Source organism: Franconibacter helveticus LMG 23732, from assembly GCF_000463115.2.
GTDB classification, from domain to species: domain Bacteria; phylum Pseudomonadota; class Gammaproteobacteria; order Enterobacterales; family Enterobacteriaceae; genus Franconibacter; species Franconibacter helveticus.
In genome coordinates this window covers 446,587-461,495 of the sequence record NZ_AWFX01000049.1, presented here as the reverse complement: position 1 = coordinate 461,495, position 14,909 = coordinate 446,587, and the positions used below count along the sequence as shown (strand labels likewise).

The 14,909-nt window shown below is 57.6% G+C and carries 14 protein-coding genes; 5 read left to right on the top strand and 9 right to left on the bottom strand.

All coding sequences use genetic code 11. From position 1 onward, the window contains the following. Positions 1-115: hypothetical protein (locus DW56_RS22925; protein ID WP_412778676.1), on the bottom strand; the 115-nt coding region annotated here is incomplete at its 3' end. A 214-nt stretch (positions 116-329) separates the two neighbouring features. Between DW56_RS22925 and DW56_RS17210 the strand changes: the two genes are divergently transcribed. Then, on the top strand, positions 330-956 hold the full coding sequence (locus tag DW56_RS17210; protein ID WP_024553158.1) for a glutathione S-transferase family protein: 627 nt from the start codon (positions 330-332) through the stop codon (positions 954-956). A 3-nt stretch (positions 957-959) separates the two neighbouring features. On the opposite strand, the gene DW56_RS17205 is transcribed toward DW56_RS17210, so the two are convergent. Together DW56_RS17205 and DW56_RS17200 are read right to left on the bottom strand one after the other, a co-directional pair. Further along, complete coding sequence (locus DW56_RS17205; protein ID WP_024553157.1) at positions 960-2,078, bottom strand: PQQ-dependent sugar dehydrogenase; 1,119 nt, start codon at positions 2,076-2,078, stop codon at positions 960-962. Between the two features lie 107 nt (positions 2,079-2,185). Next, the gene (locus DW56_RS17200; protein WP_024553156.1) at positions 2,186-2,569 is read right to left on the bottom strand and encodes a biofilm formation regulator BssR; all 384 of its coding nucleotides are present in this window, start codon (positions 2,567-2,569) and stop codon (positions 2,186-2,188) included. Positions 2,570-3,179: 610 nt separating this feature from the next. On the opposite strand from DW56_RS17200, the gene DW56_RS17195 reads away from it, so the two are divergent. Both DW56_RS17195 and rimO read left to right on the top strand, forming a co-directional pair. Next, a complete protein-coding gene (locus tag DW56_RS17195; protein WP_139152816.1) occupies positions 3,180-3,581 on the top strand; it encodes a hypothetical protein in 402 nt (133 codons plus the stop codon). 204 nt (positions 3,582-3,785) lie between these two features. Beyond that, on the top strand, positions 3,786-5,093 hold the full coding sequence (gene rimO / locus DW56_RS17190; RefSeq protein WP_024553154.1) for a 30S ribosomal protein S12 methylthiotransferase RimO: 1,308 nt from the start codon (positions 3,786-3,788) through the stop codon (positions 5,091-5,093). A gap of 43 nt (positions 5,094-5,136) precedes the next feature. Here rimO and gsiD read toward each other — a convergent pair whose 3' ends face one another. The 5 genes from gsiD to iaaA all read right to left on the bottom strand — a co-directional run bounded on the left by gsiD (position 5,137) and on the right by iaaA (position 11,555). Then, a complete protein-coding gene (gene gsiD, locus DW56_RS17185; protein WP_024553153.1) occupies positions 5,137-6,048 on the bottom strand; it encodes a glutathione ABC transporter permease GsiD in 912 nt (303 codons plus the stop codon). Positions 6,049-6,050: 2 nt separating this feature from the next. After that, a complete protein-coding gene (gsiC, locus tag DW56_RS17180; RefSeq protein ID WP_024562199.1) occupies positions 6,051-6,971 on the bottom strand; it encodes a glutathione ABC transporter permease GsiC in 921 nt (306 codons plus the stop codon). Positions 6,972-7,155: 184 nt separating this feature from the next. Continuing rightward, positions 7,156-8,694 (bottom strand): glutathione ABC transporter substrate-binding protein GsiB, encoded by a 1,539-nt coding sequence (gene gsiB / locus DW56_RS17175; RefSeq protein WP_024553151.1) that lies wholly within the window; start codon positions 8,692-8,694, stop codon positions 7,156-7,158. Between the two features lie 35 nt (positions 8,695-8,729). Beyond that, positions 8,730-10,604: a glutathione ABC transporter ATP-binding protein GsiA gene (gene gsiA / locus DW56_RS17170; RefSeq protein ID WP_024553150.1), complete on the bottom strand. Its 1,875-nt coding sequence runs from the start codon at positions 10,602-10,604 to the stop codon at positions 8,730-8,732. Positions 10,605-10,613: 9 nt separating this feature from the next. Then, positions 10,614-11,555, bottom strand: coding sequence for a beta-aspartyl-peptidase (gene iaaA, locus DW56_RS17165; RefSeq protein WP_024553149.1), 942 nt, complete (start codon positions 11,553-11,555; stop codon positions 10,614-10,616). Positions 11,556-11,759: 204 nt separating this feature from the next. Here iaaA and moeA point away from each other — a divergent pair, with 204 nt between their 5' ends. Together moeA and moeB are read left to right on the top strand one after the other, a co-directional pair. Continuing rightward, positions 11,760-12,989, top strand: a complete 1,230-nt coding sequence (gene moeA / locus DW56_RS17160) for a molybdopterin molybdotransferase MoeA (protein WP_024553148.1) — start codon at positions 11,760-11,762, stop codon at positions 12,987-12,989. Between the two features lies 1 nt (position 12,990). Continuing rightward, on the top strand, positions 12,991-13,743 hold the full coding sequence (gene moeB, locus DW56_RS17155) for a molybdopterin-synthase adenylyltransferase MoeB (protein ID WP_024553147.1): 753 nt from the start codon (positions 12,991-12,993) through the stop codon (positions 13,741-13,743). Between the two features lie 33 nt (positions 13,744-13,776). Here moeB and DW56_RS17150 read toward each other — a convergent pair whose 3' ends face one another. After that, complete coding sequence (locus tag DW56_RS17150) at positions 13,777-14,856, bottom strand: LacI family DNA-binding transcriptional regulator (protein ID WP_161808554.1); 1,080 nt, start codon at positions 14,854-14,856, stop codon at positions 13,777-13,779. Positions 14,857-14,909 lie beyond the last annotated feature (53 nt).

Sequence of the window (14,909 nt, the reverse complement as noted above, 5' to 3'; positions counted from 1 at the left end):
CTTCAGCGGCATTAACGGCGGGAACCAGAGCAAGTAACAGAACGGAGCCCGCCGTTACGGCGCGCAGTAAAGGGGAGAGAGAGAAAGGGTTGGTAAGTGCCATCCGAGTATCCATTCCAGAAATCACGTCAAAATAAACGCATCGAGTGAAGTGGTGAGTAATAACGCACATTAGCTCGTAATGAAACAGGAAGCGGGTAAAGTTTTTTCAAGTGTCAGCGGGATCGGGTTCCGCATGGCCGGTTTTTACGAGAGTTGCGAAAAAGTGGGCTTTATCTCACCATAAGTTTTGACCACCCTGTCACCCTACCCGTTTTAAGGAGCGAACCATGATTACCGTCTGGGGCAGAGAAAACTCGACCAATGTGAAAAAAGTGCTCTGGTGCCTCGAAGAGCTGGAGTTGCCCTATAACCGCATCCCCGCGGGCATGCAGTATGGCATCAACCATGATCCGGATTACCTGGAGATGAACCCTAACGGCCTGGTGCCCTGCCTGCGCGATGACGAAACCGGGCTGGTGCTGTGGGAATCCAACGCCATTGTTCGCTATCTTGCCGCGCAGTATGGCCAGAACCGCCTGTGGATAGACAACCCGGTGCAGCGCGCCACGGGGGATAAATGGATGGACTGGACGGCCACCATGCTGCCGCCGCCGCACCGCGGTCTGGTTTTCAGCCTGGTGCGTACGCCGCCGGAAAAGCGCGATCCGAAACTGATTGAGGAAAGCACCCAGAAATGTGACGAATTGCTGGGCATTCTGGATGCGGAACTTGCGAAAACGCCATGGCTTTCAGGCGAAACGTTCGGCCTGGGCGATATTTCTCCGGCGCCCTATGTCTATAACCTGAAAAATGTCGGCGTGGAATTTACGCCGCGCCCGCACCTGGACCGCTGGTATCAGCAGCTGTGCGAGCGTCCGGCGTTTCGCAAAATCGTTATGATCCCGGTGAGCTGAACCTTACGCGGCGGGGCTGACTTTAAGCAGTTGCCCGTCCGTTTCATCCGTCAGCACATAGAGATAGCCATCCGGCCCAACGCGCACATCGCGAATGCGCGCGTTGCGCTCGCCAAGCAGCCTGCCATCTTCAGTCACTTTATTGCCGTCCACGCTCATCTGAATCAGGTCCTTATCCTTAAGCGCGCCGATAAACAGTTTGTTTTGCCACTGCGGGAAGGTGCTGGCGTTGTAAAACGCCATACCGCTAACGGCTGGCGAGTCTTTCCAGTAAAAGAGAGGTTGCTCAGTGCCTGGCGCAGAGGTGCCTTTCGCTTCGGGAATGGGCAGGCCGCTGTAGTTAATGCCCCAGGTCGCGAGCGGCCAGCCATAATTTTTGCCCGCCTCGGGAAGGTTAATTTCATCGCCGCCGCGCGGGCCGTGTTCATTCAGCCAGAGCGCCTTGCTCCAGGGGTTGAGCGCCATACCCTGCGGGTTGCGGATACCGTATGACCAGATTTCCGGGCGCACGCCTGCTTTACCAACAAAGGGATTGTCCTGCGGCACTTTGCCGTCTTGCGTCAGGCGCACCAGTTTGCCCTGAAGCTTGTCAAGTTCCTGCGCGGTGGGCCGCTGGTTGTTCTCCCCCAGCGCGATAAAAAGATACCCTTTGCCGTCAAAAACCATCCGGCCGCCAAAATGGTTGCCGACGGAAAGCTTCGGCTGCTGGCGAAAGACCACGGTGAAATCCTCAAGCTGCTGCATATCTTCGCTTAAGCGTCCGTAACCTACCGCGGTGCCTGCTTTCCCGTCATCGCCCGCTTCAGCGAAGCTCAGCCACACTTTGCGGCTTTGCGCGAAGTCTGGCGCCAGCGCCACATCCAGCAGTCCGCCCTGCCCCTGCGCCCAGACTTTCGGCACGCCGCGAATAGCAGGAGAAAGCCCTTTGCCAGGCTGCCAGCGTTTAAGTTCGCCGCCTTTAAGGGTGATTAAAATACCCTGATCCTGCGGCAGAAAAGCGAGCGCCCAGGGATGGGCGAGCCGGTTTTGCAACACATCGACTTTCACTTCTGCGGCCTGAACCTGCGAAGCGGTAAGCAGCGCGATAGCGGCGAGCCAGTGACGGGATGAGAGCAGCGGCATGAGAGTCTCCTTTATCGGTTATCCCGATAAGGGTAGCCAGCGGCAGCGTCGGCAGGTTTACTTTTACAAAAACTTAAGCAGGACGGGGGAGTCGCCTCCCCCGGGTTTCAGGCCTCAGCGGGCTTTTTGCTGTCGGTCAGCAGACGGGTGCATTTCTGAAGCGTGGCGATGGCGCGTTCAAGCTTTTCGGCATCAACCGTGATATAAAGCGGGCAATCATGCTGGCCTGTCATCAGGCACACCGCTGCGCTGGAGAGCGCATCCAGGCTTTGCGTAAAGGCGGCTAAATCGCTGCTTTCCTGAGTCTGTTTCAGCAGCGCGTAGTGCCGCCGGTACTCCTTACAAAGTTCAAACAGGTTCTCCCTCAGGCAGTGGCTTTCAGCGACCGACATATACCCCTTCGCCTTCCTCAGTTGTAGATAAGCCATGAGGTCAACTTTTGCGATGATCGTCTTTTTCAAGAGATCATGCCGGACTCTGTCAGAGATCATACTGCTTCCTCCCTGTGGTACATCGATGGATCGATCCAAGCATATGGTCACTTTTTGAGCTTAATCATGCGCTGGGTCAATATTTCGACACTAATTAACATTCTTTACAATACAATAACCTAACGGCAGAAACCGGTAGCGTCAGGCTTCGCACCGCTTAAAGCATGAACCAACACGGCCCGATAAAAGATCGTTAATGTTGTCAGGGATAAGCAAAACCTTTTCAGGAATAAGCCGCCATAAATAAAAAAGATGATATTGCCTGCTTCCGGTTAAATAAGAACGGCGCATAAAAATATAACGCAACAGCTTTTGTCTGACTGAATAATGTAATAAGCAAGAGAGAAATAAATAAGGCGAACTGATAAAAAATGCGCAGGCAGTAAAAAAATTTATAAACAGAATAAGTAACTAATTATTAATTTTTAAGCCGTGAAGATGTAGCCTGGCGATTATTTTATGTCGGTAAGCCAGAACGCAAAAGGCGGCTCATACTTTTGTCTTAGCGCTTTATTTAAACATGACGACATGCAGAATTACATAACGACACATTTACCCCGCAGGCGCTGTACTACTGTTGAGATCATCGAGCCGGAGTGGGGAATATGCTATGTATCACAAAATGTTATTGTGTTCTGGTCTGGCGCTTTTCGGTTGTCATCACCCTTCTCAGCAGCAACCTGTGCGTGCAATTAATACTTTTGATGAACAACAAATGAGAGAGATCAGCGGTGATGCTTTTTTGCGTTTATATAATACCCGGTCGATGGATGAAGGACGGGTATCGCCTTTTGTTAACCTCGAAGATTTATGTTCCCGCTATAGCCCGCAAGCCGCCCCCTCGAAAAACAAAAATCAATTCACCGAAGCGATGCGTGAAGGCTTTAACGACACATTTAAACCGATGATGAAAACGGATTACGATAAAGACATTTATATGAATATGTCAGTCAGTTTCGTCAGCGTTGCTTTTAACGTATGCGAAAGCGCTTATCAGCGAAGGCCCACCTGAAAAAAAGCGGGCGGCCGCCACCCGTTCATAAAGTGATTACATGACAGCGCCAGAGATACGCCAAAGCCCGCGCCCGGCGCCTGTAGCGCAGAGACGCCCTGGCTGTTTCATCCTCCGGCGGCCTGAAGGTAAGCGCATGTATAGCTGTCTCGTTTGCTCATGATGTATACTCCGCGTTTTCCCGAGCAATGTATTGTATAAAAAATGTCCAAGATTGGTTTCATCTCGTTAGGCTGCCCGAAAAATCTGGTGGATTCTGAGCGCATCCTGACCGAACTGCGTACTGAAGGCTATGACGTTGTGCCGAGCTATGACGATGCCGACATGGTCATCGTCAACACCTGCGGTTTTATCGACAGCGCCGTACAGGAGTCGCTGGAAGTGATCGGCGAGGCGCTGAACGAAAACGGCAAAGTGATTGTCACCGGCTGCCTCGGCGCAAAAGAAGATCAAATCCGTGAAGTGCATCCGAAGGTGCTGGAAATCACCGGGCCGCACAGCTACGAGCAAGTCTTAAAGCATGTTCACCACTACGTGCCGAAGCCGAAACATAATCCTTTCTTAAGCTTGGTGCCGGAACAGGGCGTGAAGCTGACGCCGCGCCATTATGCCTACCTGAAAATTTCCGAAGGCTGCAACCATCGCTGCACTTTCTGCATTATTCCTTCCATGCGCGGCGACCTCGACAGCCGTCCGATTGGCGACGTGCTGGCGGAAGCGAAACGCCTTGTGGAAGCAGGCGTAAAAGAGTTACTGGTGATTTCGCAGGATACTTCCGCCTATGGCGTGGATGTTAAACACCGTACCGGCTTCTGGAACGGCGAACCGGTGAAAACCAGCATGGTCAGCCTGTGCGAACAGCTGGCGAAGCTCGGCGTCTGGGTGCGTCTGCATTACGTTTACCCCTATCCGCACGTTGATGACGTTATCCCGCTCATGGCGCAGGGCAAAATCCTGCCTTATCTGGATATCCCGTTGCAGCACGCCAGCCCGCGTATTCTGAAGCTGATGAAACGCCCCGGCTCGGTAGACCGCCAGCTGGCGCGTATTAAGCAGTGGCGTGAAATCTGCCCCGAGCTGACGCTGCGCTCTACGTTTATCGTCGGCTTCCCGGGTGAAACCGAAGAAGATTTCCAGATGCTGCTCGACTTCCTGAAAGAAGCGCGCCTCGACCGCGTTGGCTGCTTCAAATACAGCCCGGTAGAGGGCGCCGGCGCGAACGATCTGCCGGATCAGGTGCCGGAAGAGGTGAAAGAGGAGCGCTGGAACCGCTTCATGCAGCTGCAACAGCAGATCTCTACCGAGCGTTTGCAGGAGAAAGTGGGCCGCGAAATCCTTGTCATGATCGACGAAGTGGATGAAGAAGGCGCCATCGGCCGCAGTATGGCGGATGCGCCGGAAATTGACGGCGCGGTCTACCTTAACGGCGAAACCAACGTGAAGCCTGGCGATGTGGTTCGCGTGAAGGTGGAAAACGCCGACGAATATGATCTGTGGGGCAGCCGCGTTTAACGTTTTTGCCTGCGAAAAGGCCGCCGTCAGGCGGCCTTTTTTATTACCCTTTCAGCCTGGGATCGAGCGCGTCGCGCAGCCCATCGCCCAGCAGGTTAAAGGCCAGCACGGTCAGGAAAATCGCCAGGCTTGGGAAAATCGCCACGTGCGGCGCTATCACCATGTCGGCCCGCGCTTCGTTGAGCATGGCGCCCCACTCCGGCGTCGGCGGCTGCGCGCCCAGGCCGAGAAACGAGAGGCTCGCCGCCGAAATAATCGAGGTGCCGATGCGCATGGTGAAATAGACCACGATTGACGACACTGTGCCCGGCAGGATATGGCGAAACAGGATAGTGGCGTCAGAAGCGCCAATGCTGCGCGCCGACTCGATAAACGTCTGGTGTTTCAGCACCAGCGTATTGCCGCGCACCAGACGCGCAAAGGCCGGAATACTGAAGATCGCCACCGCGATAATCACGTTCGCCATGCCGCTGCCCATCACCGCCACCACCGCGATGGCGAGCAGAATGCCCGGGAAAGCGAACAGCACGTCGCAAATACGCATGATGATGCGGTCCCACCAGCCCTCGTAATAGCCCGCCAGCAGCCCGAGCACCGTACCGATAAGCGCGCCGATCAGCACCGCGAACACCCCCGCCGCGAGCGAGATTTGCGCGCCGACCAGCACGCGGCTAAAAATATCGCGTCCCAGAGAGTCCACGCCAAACCAGTGCATCATCGACGGCCCCTCGTTGAGCCGGTCGTAATCAAAATAATTTTCCGCATCGAAGGGCGCTATCCACGGCGCGACGACGGCAAGCACGATAAGCATAAGCACGAACGCGCCGGCGATAAGCGCCACCGGCTGGCGTTTGAACCGCCGCCAGAACTCATGCCAGGGAGTGCGTACCTGCTGCGGGCGTATTGTCGGCATTGCATTGAGAATGGCCTGTCGGCGCCAGTTGAAAAGTCGCATCCTTACTTATACCTGATAGCCGGGTTAATGGCGGCATAGAGCACATCCACCACTAAGTTGATAAGAATAAATTCCAGCGAGAAGAGCAGCACCTCCGCCTGAATCACCGGATAATCGCGCATCTCGACGGAATCCACGAGCAAACGGCCAAGCCCCGGCCAGTTAAATACCTTTTCCACCACAATCGAGCCGCCGAGCAGGAAACCAAACTGCAACCCCATCATGGTCACGACCGGGATCATGGCGTTGCGCAGGCCGTGTTTAAGAATCACCCACTTTTCACTCACCCCTTTGGCGCGGGCGGTGCGCATATAATCCTCGCCCAGTACATCCACGAACGAGGCGCGGGTGAAGCGCGCCATGACCGCCGCTACCGCCGCGCCAAGCGTAATGGAAGGCAGAATATAGTGCAGCCAGCTGTCGGCGCCCACGGTCGGCAGCCAGCCCAGCTCCACTGAAAACACCTGCATCAGCAACATGCCGAGCGCAAAGGCGGGAAAGGAGATGCCGGAGACGGCGAGCGTCATGCTGATTCTGTCCGGCCAGCGGTTGCGCCAGACGGCGGCGATAATACCGGCGAAGAGCCCGAACAGCACCGCCCACACCATGCTGGTCACGGTAAGCAAAAACGTCGGCATAAAGCGACTGGCGATCTCTTGCGAGACTGGACGGCGGGAGACCAGTGAATAGCCGAAGTCGCCTTGCACCACATGGCTGATATAGTGCCAGAACTGCCGCCACAGCGGCTGGTCCAGCCCCAGTTGCGCGCGCACCATCGCGATAACCTGCGCATCCGCCTCCGGGCCTGCAATTAAGCGCGCCGGGTCGCCTGGCAACATATGGACAAATAAAAACACCAGCACCGCCACAATAAGCAGCGTCGGGATAAGCCCCAGCAGGCGTTTTACGACGTAACTAAACATGCGTAACCCTGTAGTTTTTTCTTCATTGTTTCTTCTTGATTGTCTCTTCTTGCCGTATTACCCGTAACACAGCATGACCACTGCCCGCCCTTCCCTGCACGGCGAGGGCGAGGCGCCGGGGTTCTTTTCGTCGCCCCGGCCGCTCTGCATCGGAAAAAGATCAGGCTAAGGGAAAAGCGCGCTTTTATTTCAGGTCCGCATTTTCAAAGCTGAACCCGGTGTCCGGCATGACGTAGAAACCGGTCAGGGATTTGCTGTGCGCGGAAACCAGTTTTTCCACCACCAGCGGCACCCACGGCGACTCTTTCCAGATAATCTCCTGCGCTTCTTTATAGAGCTTCGCTTTTTGAGCGTTATCGGTGGTTTTCAACGCGTCAGCCAGATCGCTATCCACGTGTTTGTTGCTGTAAAACGCGGTGTTGAAGAGCGTCGGCGGCCAGTTCTGGCTGGCGAACAGCGGCGAAAGCGCCCAGTCCGCCTCGCCGGTTGACGCGGTCCAGCCGGTATAGAACATGCGCACGCCGCTCTCTTTCTGCCCTTTGCCTTCCACTTCCGCCGCGCGCTGGCCAGCGTCCATCGCCGTGACCTTCGCTTTGATACCCACCTGCGCCAGCTGCTGCTGCGTAAACTGCAACACTTTCTGCGCGGTGCTGTGGTTATGGGAAGACCAGAGCGTGGTGCTAAAACCGTTCGGCAGGCCAGCTTCTTTCAGCAACTGACGCGCTTTCGCCGGGTCGTAGGGCCACGGCGAAAATTGCGCAGCATAAGCGATGGAAGGCGGCACTACGCCGGTAGCAGGCGTCGCATAACCGGCAAAGGCCACTTTTACCAGCGCCTGGCGGTTAATGGCGTAATTAATGGCTTCACGCACCTTTGGGTTATCGAACGGCTTTTGCGTCACGTTCATGCTGATATAGCGCTGCATGATGGAGGGCGAAGCGACCAAATCGAGCTTGTCGTTTTGCTCCAGCAGCTTCGCCTGCTCGTAAGGGATCGGGAAAGCGAACTGCGCTTCGCCGGTTTGCAGCATCGCCGCGCGGGTATTGTTGTCGACGACCGGGCGCCAGGTGATGGTATCGAGCTTCGGCAGCCCCTGCTGCCAGTAACCGGCGAATTTCTTCACCTTCACAAAATCGGTCTGGTTCCAGGTGACAAGCTCATACGGGCCGGTGCCTACAGGGTGAAAGCCTATCTCTTTGCCATATTTTTGCAGCGCGGCGGGCGAAATCATGGCCGTGGCCGGGTGCGCCAGAATATTAATAAAAGCCGAGAACGGCTGTTTTAAGGTGATTTTTACGGTGGCGGGATCGACCGCCTCGGTGCTGGCGATGTTTTTATAAAGGTTGTAACGCTTGAGGCGATTATCCGGGTTGCTGGCGCGATCAAGGTTCGCTTTTACCGCTGCGGCATCAAAGGCCGTGCCATCCTGAAACTTCACGCCGGATCGCAGCTTAATGGTGTAAATCAAACCATCGTCAGAAACGGTGTAGCTTTCCGCCAGTACGTTTTGCAGCTTCATGTCCTTATCCAGCCCGAATAATCCCTGGTAGAAGGACTTCGCCACCGCCTGGGAGAGCGTGTCGTTCGCGTCATACGGGTCGAGCGTGGTGAAGTTAGAGGCTACCGCGACCACCACATCTTTAGCGGCGAAGGCGGGCGCGGCGGCAAGCGCGGAGGCGATACCCACCGCGGCCAGCCACTTACGAGTTGCGTGTTGAGTCATTTTGTTATTCTCCTTATTATCCCTGCCCTAATGAATTAATAGTGGTGCGAAGCGCCGCCTATTTCGTGGCGCGCCACAAAATGGCCAGGCCCCACGGCCACCAGCGGCGCGACGAAAGGTTCGTCGCCGCGCTTGCGGGTGGCGCTGGGTATCTCATCGGAAAGCAGCACCGGCTGACGGCGCGGATGATCCGGGTCAGCCACAGGCACGGCCGCCATCAGTTTGCGGGTATAGGGGTGCTGCGGGTTCTCAAACACCGCCCGCCGCGGGCCTATTTCCACAATCTGCCCCAGGTACATCACCGCCACGCGATGGCTGATGCGCTCAACGACCGCCATATCGTGCGAAATAAATAAAAACGCGATGCCGAACTCTTTTTGCAGGTCGAGCAACAGGTTGATTATCTGCGCGCGTATAGAAACATCGAGCGCAGAAACGGATTCGTCGGCGATAACCACTTTCGGGTTCAGCGCCAGCGCCCGGGCGATGCAAATACGCTGTCGCTGCCCGCCGGAAAACTCGTGCGGATAGCGCCACGCATGTTCAGGCTTAAGCCCTACGCGCTCCAGCAGCCAGGCCACGCGCTGCTGCGCCGCTTCATCGCTCATCATCTTGTGCACTAACAGCGGCTCCATAATGGAATAGCCCACGGTGAGGCGCGGGTCGAGCGAAGCGTAAGGATCCTGGAAGATAATCTGGATATCGCGCCGCACCGGCTGCAAAGCGTGCTGCGCCAGCGTATCGATTCGCTGACCGGCGAACGTGACGCTGCCGCCCTGGGTTTCGACAAGCCGCAGCAGCGCGCGCCCGGTGGTGGATTTACCGCAGCCCGATTCGCCGACAAGCGAAAGCGTTTCGCCGGGCCACAGGTCAAAGCTTACTTTCTCTACTGCGTGCACCTCGCTTTTCACGCGGTTGAGAATGCCGCTGCGCACCGGGAAACGGGCTACCAGCTCCCGCACCTGCAAAATGGGGCCGCGGTCGGAAAGCACCGTATCCTGCGCGCCTTCAGCCTGGTCCAGGCCCGCCTGCGCATGAAAATCGTGCGGAAATTTTTGCGGCAAATCGGTGCCGTTCATGGCGCCGAGGCGCGGCACCGCCGCCAGCAGTTTTTGGGTATAGGGATGTTGCGGGGCGCGGAAAATATCGCGCACGCTGCCGGTTTCCACCGCTTCGCCCTGATACATCACCAGCACGCGGTCAGCCATGTTCGCCACTACGCCCATATCGTGCGTGATGAAAATCACCCCCATCGCCATTTCGTCCTGCAACACCCGAATGAGCTGGAGGATCTGCGCCTGAATAGTGACATCCAGCGCCGTGGTCGGTTCATCGGCTATCAATACCGCCGGGCGGCAGGAGAGCGCCATGGCTATCATCACCCGCTGGCGCATACCGCCGGAAAGCTGATGCGGATAACGCTCCAGAATGCTTTGCGCTTCGGGAATACGCACCAGCTCCAGCATGCGCTTCGCTTCCCGCAGCGCTTTTTCCCGGCTTAACCCCTGATGCAGGCGAATAGATTCCGCTATCTGCTCCCCTACCGGAAACACGGGGTTAAGCGAGGTCATCGGCTCCTGGAAAATCATTGCTATGTCGGCGCCGCGTACCGAGCGCATCTGCGACTGGCTCATTTCGCGCAGGTCAATAACCTGCTTATTGCGTCGGCGCAGCAATAAATGGCCGCTCTGGGTTTCGCCCCCCGCCTGCTCAATCAGGCGCATCAGGGAGAGCGCAGTCACTGATTTGCCGGAGCCGGATTCCCCCACAATAGCGAGCGTCTCGCCGCGCCTGAGGTCGAAAGAGAGCTGGCGCACCGCCTCGGTCGTCTGTTCTTGCTGGCGAAAGCGCACGGTTAAATCGGCAACCGAAAGCACCTGATCTTCAGGTAATGCGTGGCTGTATGGCACCGTAACTCCTTATTCGCGATAGATCCCAACGCAGGGCGCATCGCCTGCATAACCAAAACCGCGATACATCCCCTCGCTGTTAAAGGGCATCGCTACGTTGCCTTCACGGTCGACGGCGATAATGCCGCCGCTGCCGCCAAGGGCAGGCAGCTTTTCCATCACCACCCGCTCGCTTGCCTGTTGCAGGCTTAGCCCGGCGTAGTCCATCAGCGCGGCAATGTCATAAGCCGCAAGCGTTCGGATAAACACTTCTCCCGTGCCGGTAGCGGAAACCGCAACGCTTGCGTTGTTGGCGTAACAGCCAGCGCCAGGCAGCGGCGAGTCGCCCACCCGGCCCGGCAGCTTGTTGGTCATGCCGCCTGTAGAGGTCGCCGCCGCCAGATTGCCATGCTCGTCGAGGGCAACGGCGCCGACGGTGCCGAATTTTTGGTCTTCGTCCAGCGGGCCGCTGTCGTGATCAAGCCGCGTTTCGCCCTGCTGGCGGGCGCGCGCAAGCTGTTCGCGCCGTTCGGGCGTGGAGAACAACGACGGCGAGACAGGCTCAACGCCATGCTCAAAAGCGAACAGCTCGGCGCCTTCGCCAGTCAAAAGCACATGCGGACTCTGCTCCATCACAAGCCTTGCGGCCAGGATCGGGTTGCGCAGACGGCTGACGCCCGCTACCGCGCCCGCTTTAAGCGTGTTGCCATCCATCACGCAGGCGTCGAGTTCGTGGGTGCCTGCCCGGGTAAAAACCGCGCCGATGCCGGCGTTAAACAGCGGACACTCCTCCAGCAGACGCACCGCTTCCGTTACCGCATCAAGCGCGCTGCCGCCCTGCGCCAGTATCGTCTGGCCCGCTTCGATTACGCCCGACAGCGCCTCAATGTAACGTTGCTCTTGCTCTGCGCTCATCTGCGCGCGGGCAAGCGCGCCCGCTCCGCCGTGTATGGCGATTACCGCTTTTGCCATTGACCCATCGCTCTGTTTTTGTGACCTGGCCGCACTTTTTTTATAAATATCATTATCGTTGCCGCGACTTCATATGAATTTTGAATATAGAAAGAGCCAATAGTGATGTAAAGCCCGCGCGTGGCTTGCTACGCGAAACATGCCTATCAGTTACCCTTTCTGCCATAATGGGCGCTTTCCCTTTTCCCGCGCAGGAGTAATAAGATGGAACCTACCGCCGGACTGATGGCGCTCGACGCCGCCCTTGAAAAGATGCTCGCGTCGCTTTCTCCCCTTACTGACGCTGAAACCTTGCCGCTTTCGCAGTGCTTTGGCCGCATACTGGCGCGCGATATCAGCTCGCCCATCGACGTACCGGGGTTTGATAACTCCGCCATGGACGGCTACGCCGTGCGGCTGGCAGATCTGACGCCTGAGAAACCTCTGCCGGTGGCGGGCAAAGCGTTTGCCGGCCAGCCGTTTAGCGGCGAATGGCCAGCAGGCAGCGTTATTCGCATTATGACCGGCGCGCCGGTGCCTGCCGGTTGCGAGGCGGTCGTTATGCAGGAAGAGGCCCAGGTTGTTGATGACGGCGTGCTGATCCGCGCAACGGTTCGCGCCGGACAGAATATTCGCCTGCGCGGCGAGGACATCGCGAAAAACGCGGTGGTGTTTAAAGCCGGTCAGAAAATGAGCGTGGCGCAGGTGCCCGTACTCGCCTCGCTGGGCGTTGCCGAGGTGGAAGTGGTGCGCAGGCTCCGCGTTGCGGTTTTCTCTACCGGCGACGAGCTGCGTCTGCCGGGCGAGCCGCTTGATGAAGGCCAGATTTACGATACCAACCGCCTTGCGGTGCAGCTCATGCTAGAGCAGCTTGGCTGCGAGGTGATCAATCTCGGGATTATTCGCGATGACCCGGCGGCGCTGCGCCAGGCGTTTATTGAAGCCGACCGTCAGGCGGATGTGGTGATAAGCTCCGGCGGCGTCTCGGTAGGCGAAGCGGATTACACCAAAACGCTGCTGGAAGAACTGGGTGAAATCAGCTTCTGGAAGCTTGCTATCAAGCCGGGCAAACCTTTTGCTTTCGGCCGCCTGCCCAACAGCTGGTTCTGCGGCCTGCCCGGCAACCCGGTTTCCGCCGCCCTGACTTTTTATCAACTGGTGCAGCCGCTGCTGCTGAAGCTTTCCGGCGCGCAGCCTGTAGCGCCTCTGCGCATGAAAGTCCGCGCGGCGGGACGTTTTAAAAAATCCCCTGGCCGCCTCGATTTTCAGCGCGGCGTACTGCGCAACGGCGAGGACGGCCAGCCGGAAGTGGTCACCACCGGCCACCAGGGCTCGCATATTTTTAGCTCCTTCAGTCAGGGCAACTGTTTTGTCGTGCTGGAACGCGAGCGCGGCAACGTCGAGCCTGGCGAATGGGTCACCGTTGAATGTTTTAATCACCTGTTTGGAGGCTGATGTGGAAGCGTTAACCGATGCTGAAATGCTGCGCTATAACCGGCAGATTATTTTGCGCGGTTTCGATTTTGACGGCCAGGAGCGGCTGAAGGCGGCGCGGGTGTTAATTGTCGGGCTTGGCGGGCTGGGTTGCGCGGCGGCGCCTTACCTTGCCGCCGCAGGCGCGGGCCACCTTACGTTGCTGGATTTTGATACGGTCGCGCTTTCTAATTTGCAGCGTCAAATTTTGCACCGCGACGCGGCCATCGGCACCCCAAAAGTGGAGTCCGCCCGCGCGATGCTGGCGGCAATGAATCCGCATATCGTTATTGAAACCGTTAACGCCATGCTGGATGACGCGGCGCTCGGCGAGCTTATCGCCCGCCATGACCTGGTGCTCGACTGTACCGACAACGTGGCGGTGCGTAACCAGCTTAATCAGGGCTGCTTTAGCCATAAAGTGCCGCTGGTCTCCGGCGCCGCTATACGTATGGAAGGGCAAATCAGCGTCTTTACTTATCAGCCCGGCGAGCCTTGCTACCGTTGCCTGAGCCGCCTGTTTGGCGAAAACGCGCTGACCTGCGTCGAAGCGGGCGTGATGGCGCCGCTGGTCGGCGTTATCGGCGCGTTGCAGGCGATGGAGGCGATCAAACTGCTCGCGCGCTACGGCGAACCGTGCAGCGGGAAACTGGTCATGTATGATGCCCTTCGCTGTCAGTTCCGCGAGATGAAGCTGCCGCGAAATCCCGGCTGCGAGGTGTGCGGCGGGCAGTAAACGAAAACCGCCCCGCCGGCGGTCTTTACAGGCTTAATCGTAAAGGCCGTCGCGCTGTACGGCGGTGTGGCCTTTGCCGGAGCGAATACGGCGCACTGAATCGCGCACCGCCAGCGTGCCGTTCAGCAACAGCGTGCCGCAGGCCGCCTGCGGGCGCACCAGCCGGTGCTGCAACATCCGCACCGCCTCCTCCCCCAGTTCATCACGCGGAACGTGTACCGCCGTCAGCGGCACATCCTGGATAGCCGCCAGGTTGAAACCATCAATGCTCATGACGGAAATGTCCTGCGGCACCCGCAGCCCCGCTTTTTGCAACGCATTCATCGCGCCCTGCGCCATAAAATCGCCCCCCACCAGCAGCGCGCTTGGCGGCGGGCCGTTAAGGGCGGAAAGATACGCAGCGACCAGCGCCTCGCTCTCTTTAGCGCTAAAGCTCTGCGCGGCGATAAGGTGCTGTTCTTCGTCGAAATGCAGGTTCTGCGCCTCCCAGGCGTCCCGGATGCCAGCCAGACGCAGCTCCATAGTGTAACGGCGCAGGCAAAGCAGGTTCAGCACCTGCCGGTGGCCCATTTCAAAAAGGTAGCGGGCGGCGAACTCGCCAATCAGGCGGTGATCGGGCGAGACGGCGGGCAGACGCATGCGGCTGTCGCGACAGTTAATTAACACACAGGGTTTGCCAAGGTCGGCGGCGAGATCGTGAATATGCGGATCGTCAATGCCTAACAGCACTACCGCTTCCGTTTCCGGCTCGTTCATTCGGGCCAGAAAAAGGTTGGCGTCGCTGTCGTTCTCTTCCAGCGCGCAGTAGCGCAGCCTGACTTCATAAGCCTGCAACGCGCCGCTGATGCGCTGGATAACGCGGTGATAAAAGATGTCTGAGCGCTCATCAAAAGCCCGTTGCGGCGCAAAGACCAGCAGACTGTTCAGCAGCATTCGCCCTGCCGCCAGGCCATCCATTACGCCAAGCTGGGCGGCGCAGGCGCGCACCTTACGCCGCGCTTTTTCGCTGGTATTGGCCTTGCCCGCCAGCACGCGTGAAACCGTACTGACGGAAAGCCCGGTTTGCGCCGCGATTTCGGCGATCTTTAACTTTTTACTCATTTTGTGATCCATCTCCGTTTGTGAAATGAATAAATTTTCATGAATAAAAAAGGCTGCAATAGTGG

Bases quoted from the DNA above. Each gene is read 5' to 3' on its own strand.
- gsiB (WP_024553151.1), bottom strand. From the start codon at position 8,694: ATGACTCAACACGCAACTCGTAAGTGGCTGGCCGCGGTGGGTATCGCC.
- DW56_RS17210 (WP_024553158.1), top strand. From the start codon at position 330: ATGATTACCGTCTGGGGCAGAGAAAACTCGACCAATGTGAAAAAAGTG.
- moeA (WP_024553148.1), top strand. From the start codon at position 11,760: ATGGAACCTACCGCCGGACTGATGGCGCTCGACGCCGCCCTTGAAAAG.
- DW56_RS17200 (WP_024553156.1), bottom strand. From the start codon at position 2,569: ATGATCTCTGACAGAGTCCGGCATGATCTCTTGAAAAAGACGATCATC.
- iaaA (WP_024553149.1), bottom strand. From the start codon at position 11,555: ATGGCAAAAGCGGTAATCGCCATACACGGCGGAGCGGGCGCGCTTGCC.
- gsiD (WP_024553153.1), bottom strand. From the start codon at position 6,048: ATGCGACTTTTCAACTGGCGCCGACAGGCCATTCTCAATGCAATGCCG.
- DW56_RS17205 (WP_024553157.1), bottom strand. From the start codon at position 2,078: ATGCCGCTGCTCTCATCCCGTCACTGGCTCGCCGCTATCGCGCTGCTT.
- DW56_RS17150 (WP_161808554.1), bottom strand. From the start codon at position 14,856: ATGGATCACAAAATGAGTAAAAAGTTAAAGATCGCCGAAATCGCGGCG.
- rimO (WP_024553154.1), top strand. From the start codon at position 3,786: ATGTCCAAGATTGGTTTCATCTCGTTAGGCTGCCCGAAAAATCTGGTG.
- gsiC (WP_024562199.1), bottom strand. From the start codon at position 6,971: ATGTTTAGTTACGTCGTAAAACGCCTGCTGGGGCTTATCCCGACGCTG.
- DW56_RS17195 (WP_139152816.1), top strand. From the start codon at position 3,180: ATGTATCACAAAATGTTATTGTGTTCTGGTCTGGCGCTTTTCGGTTGT.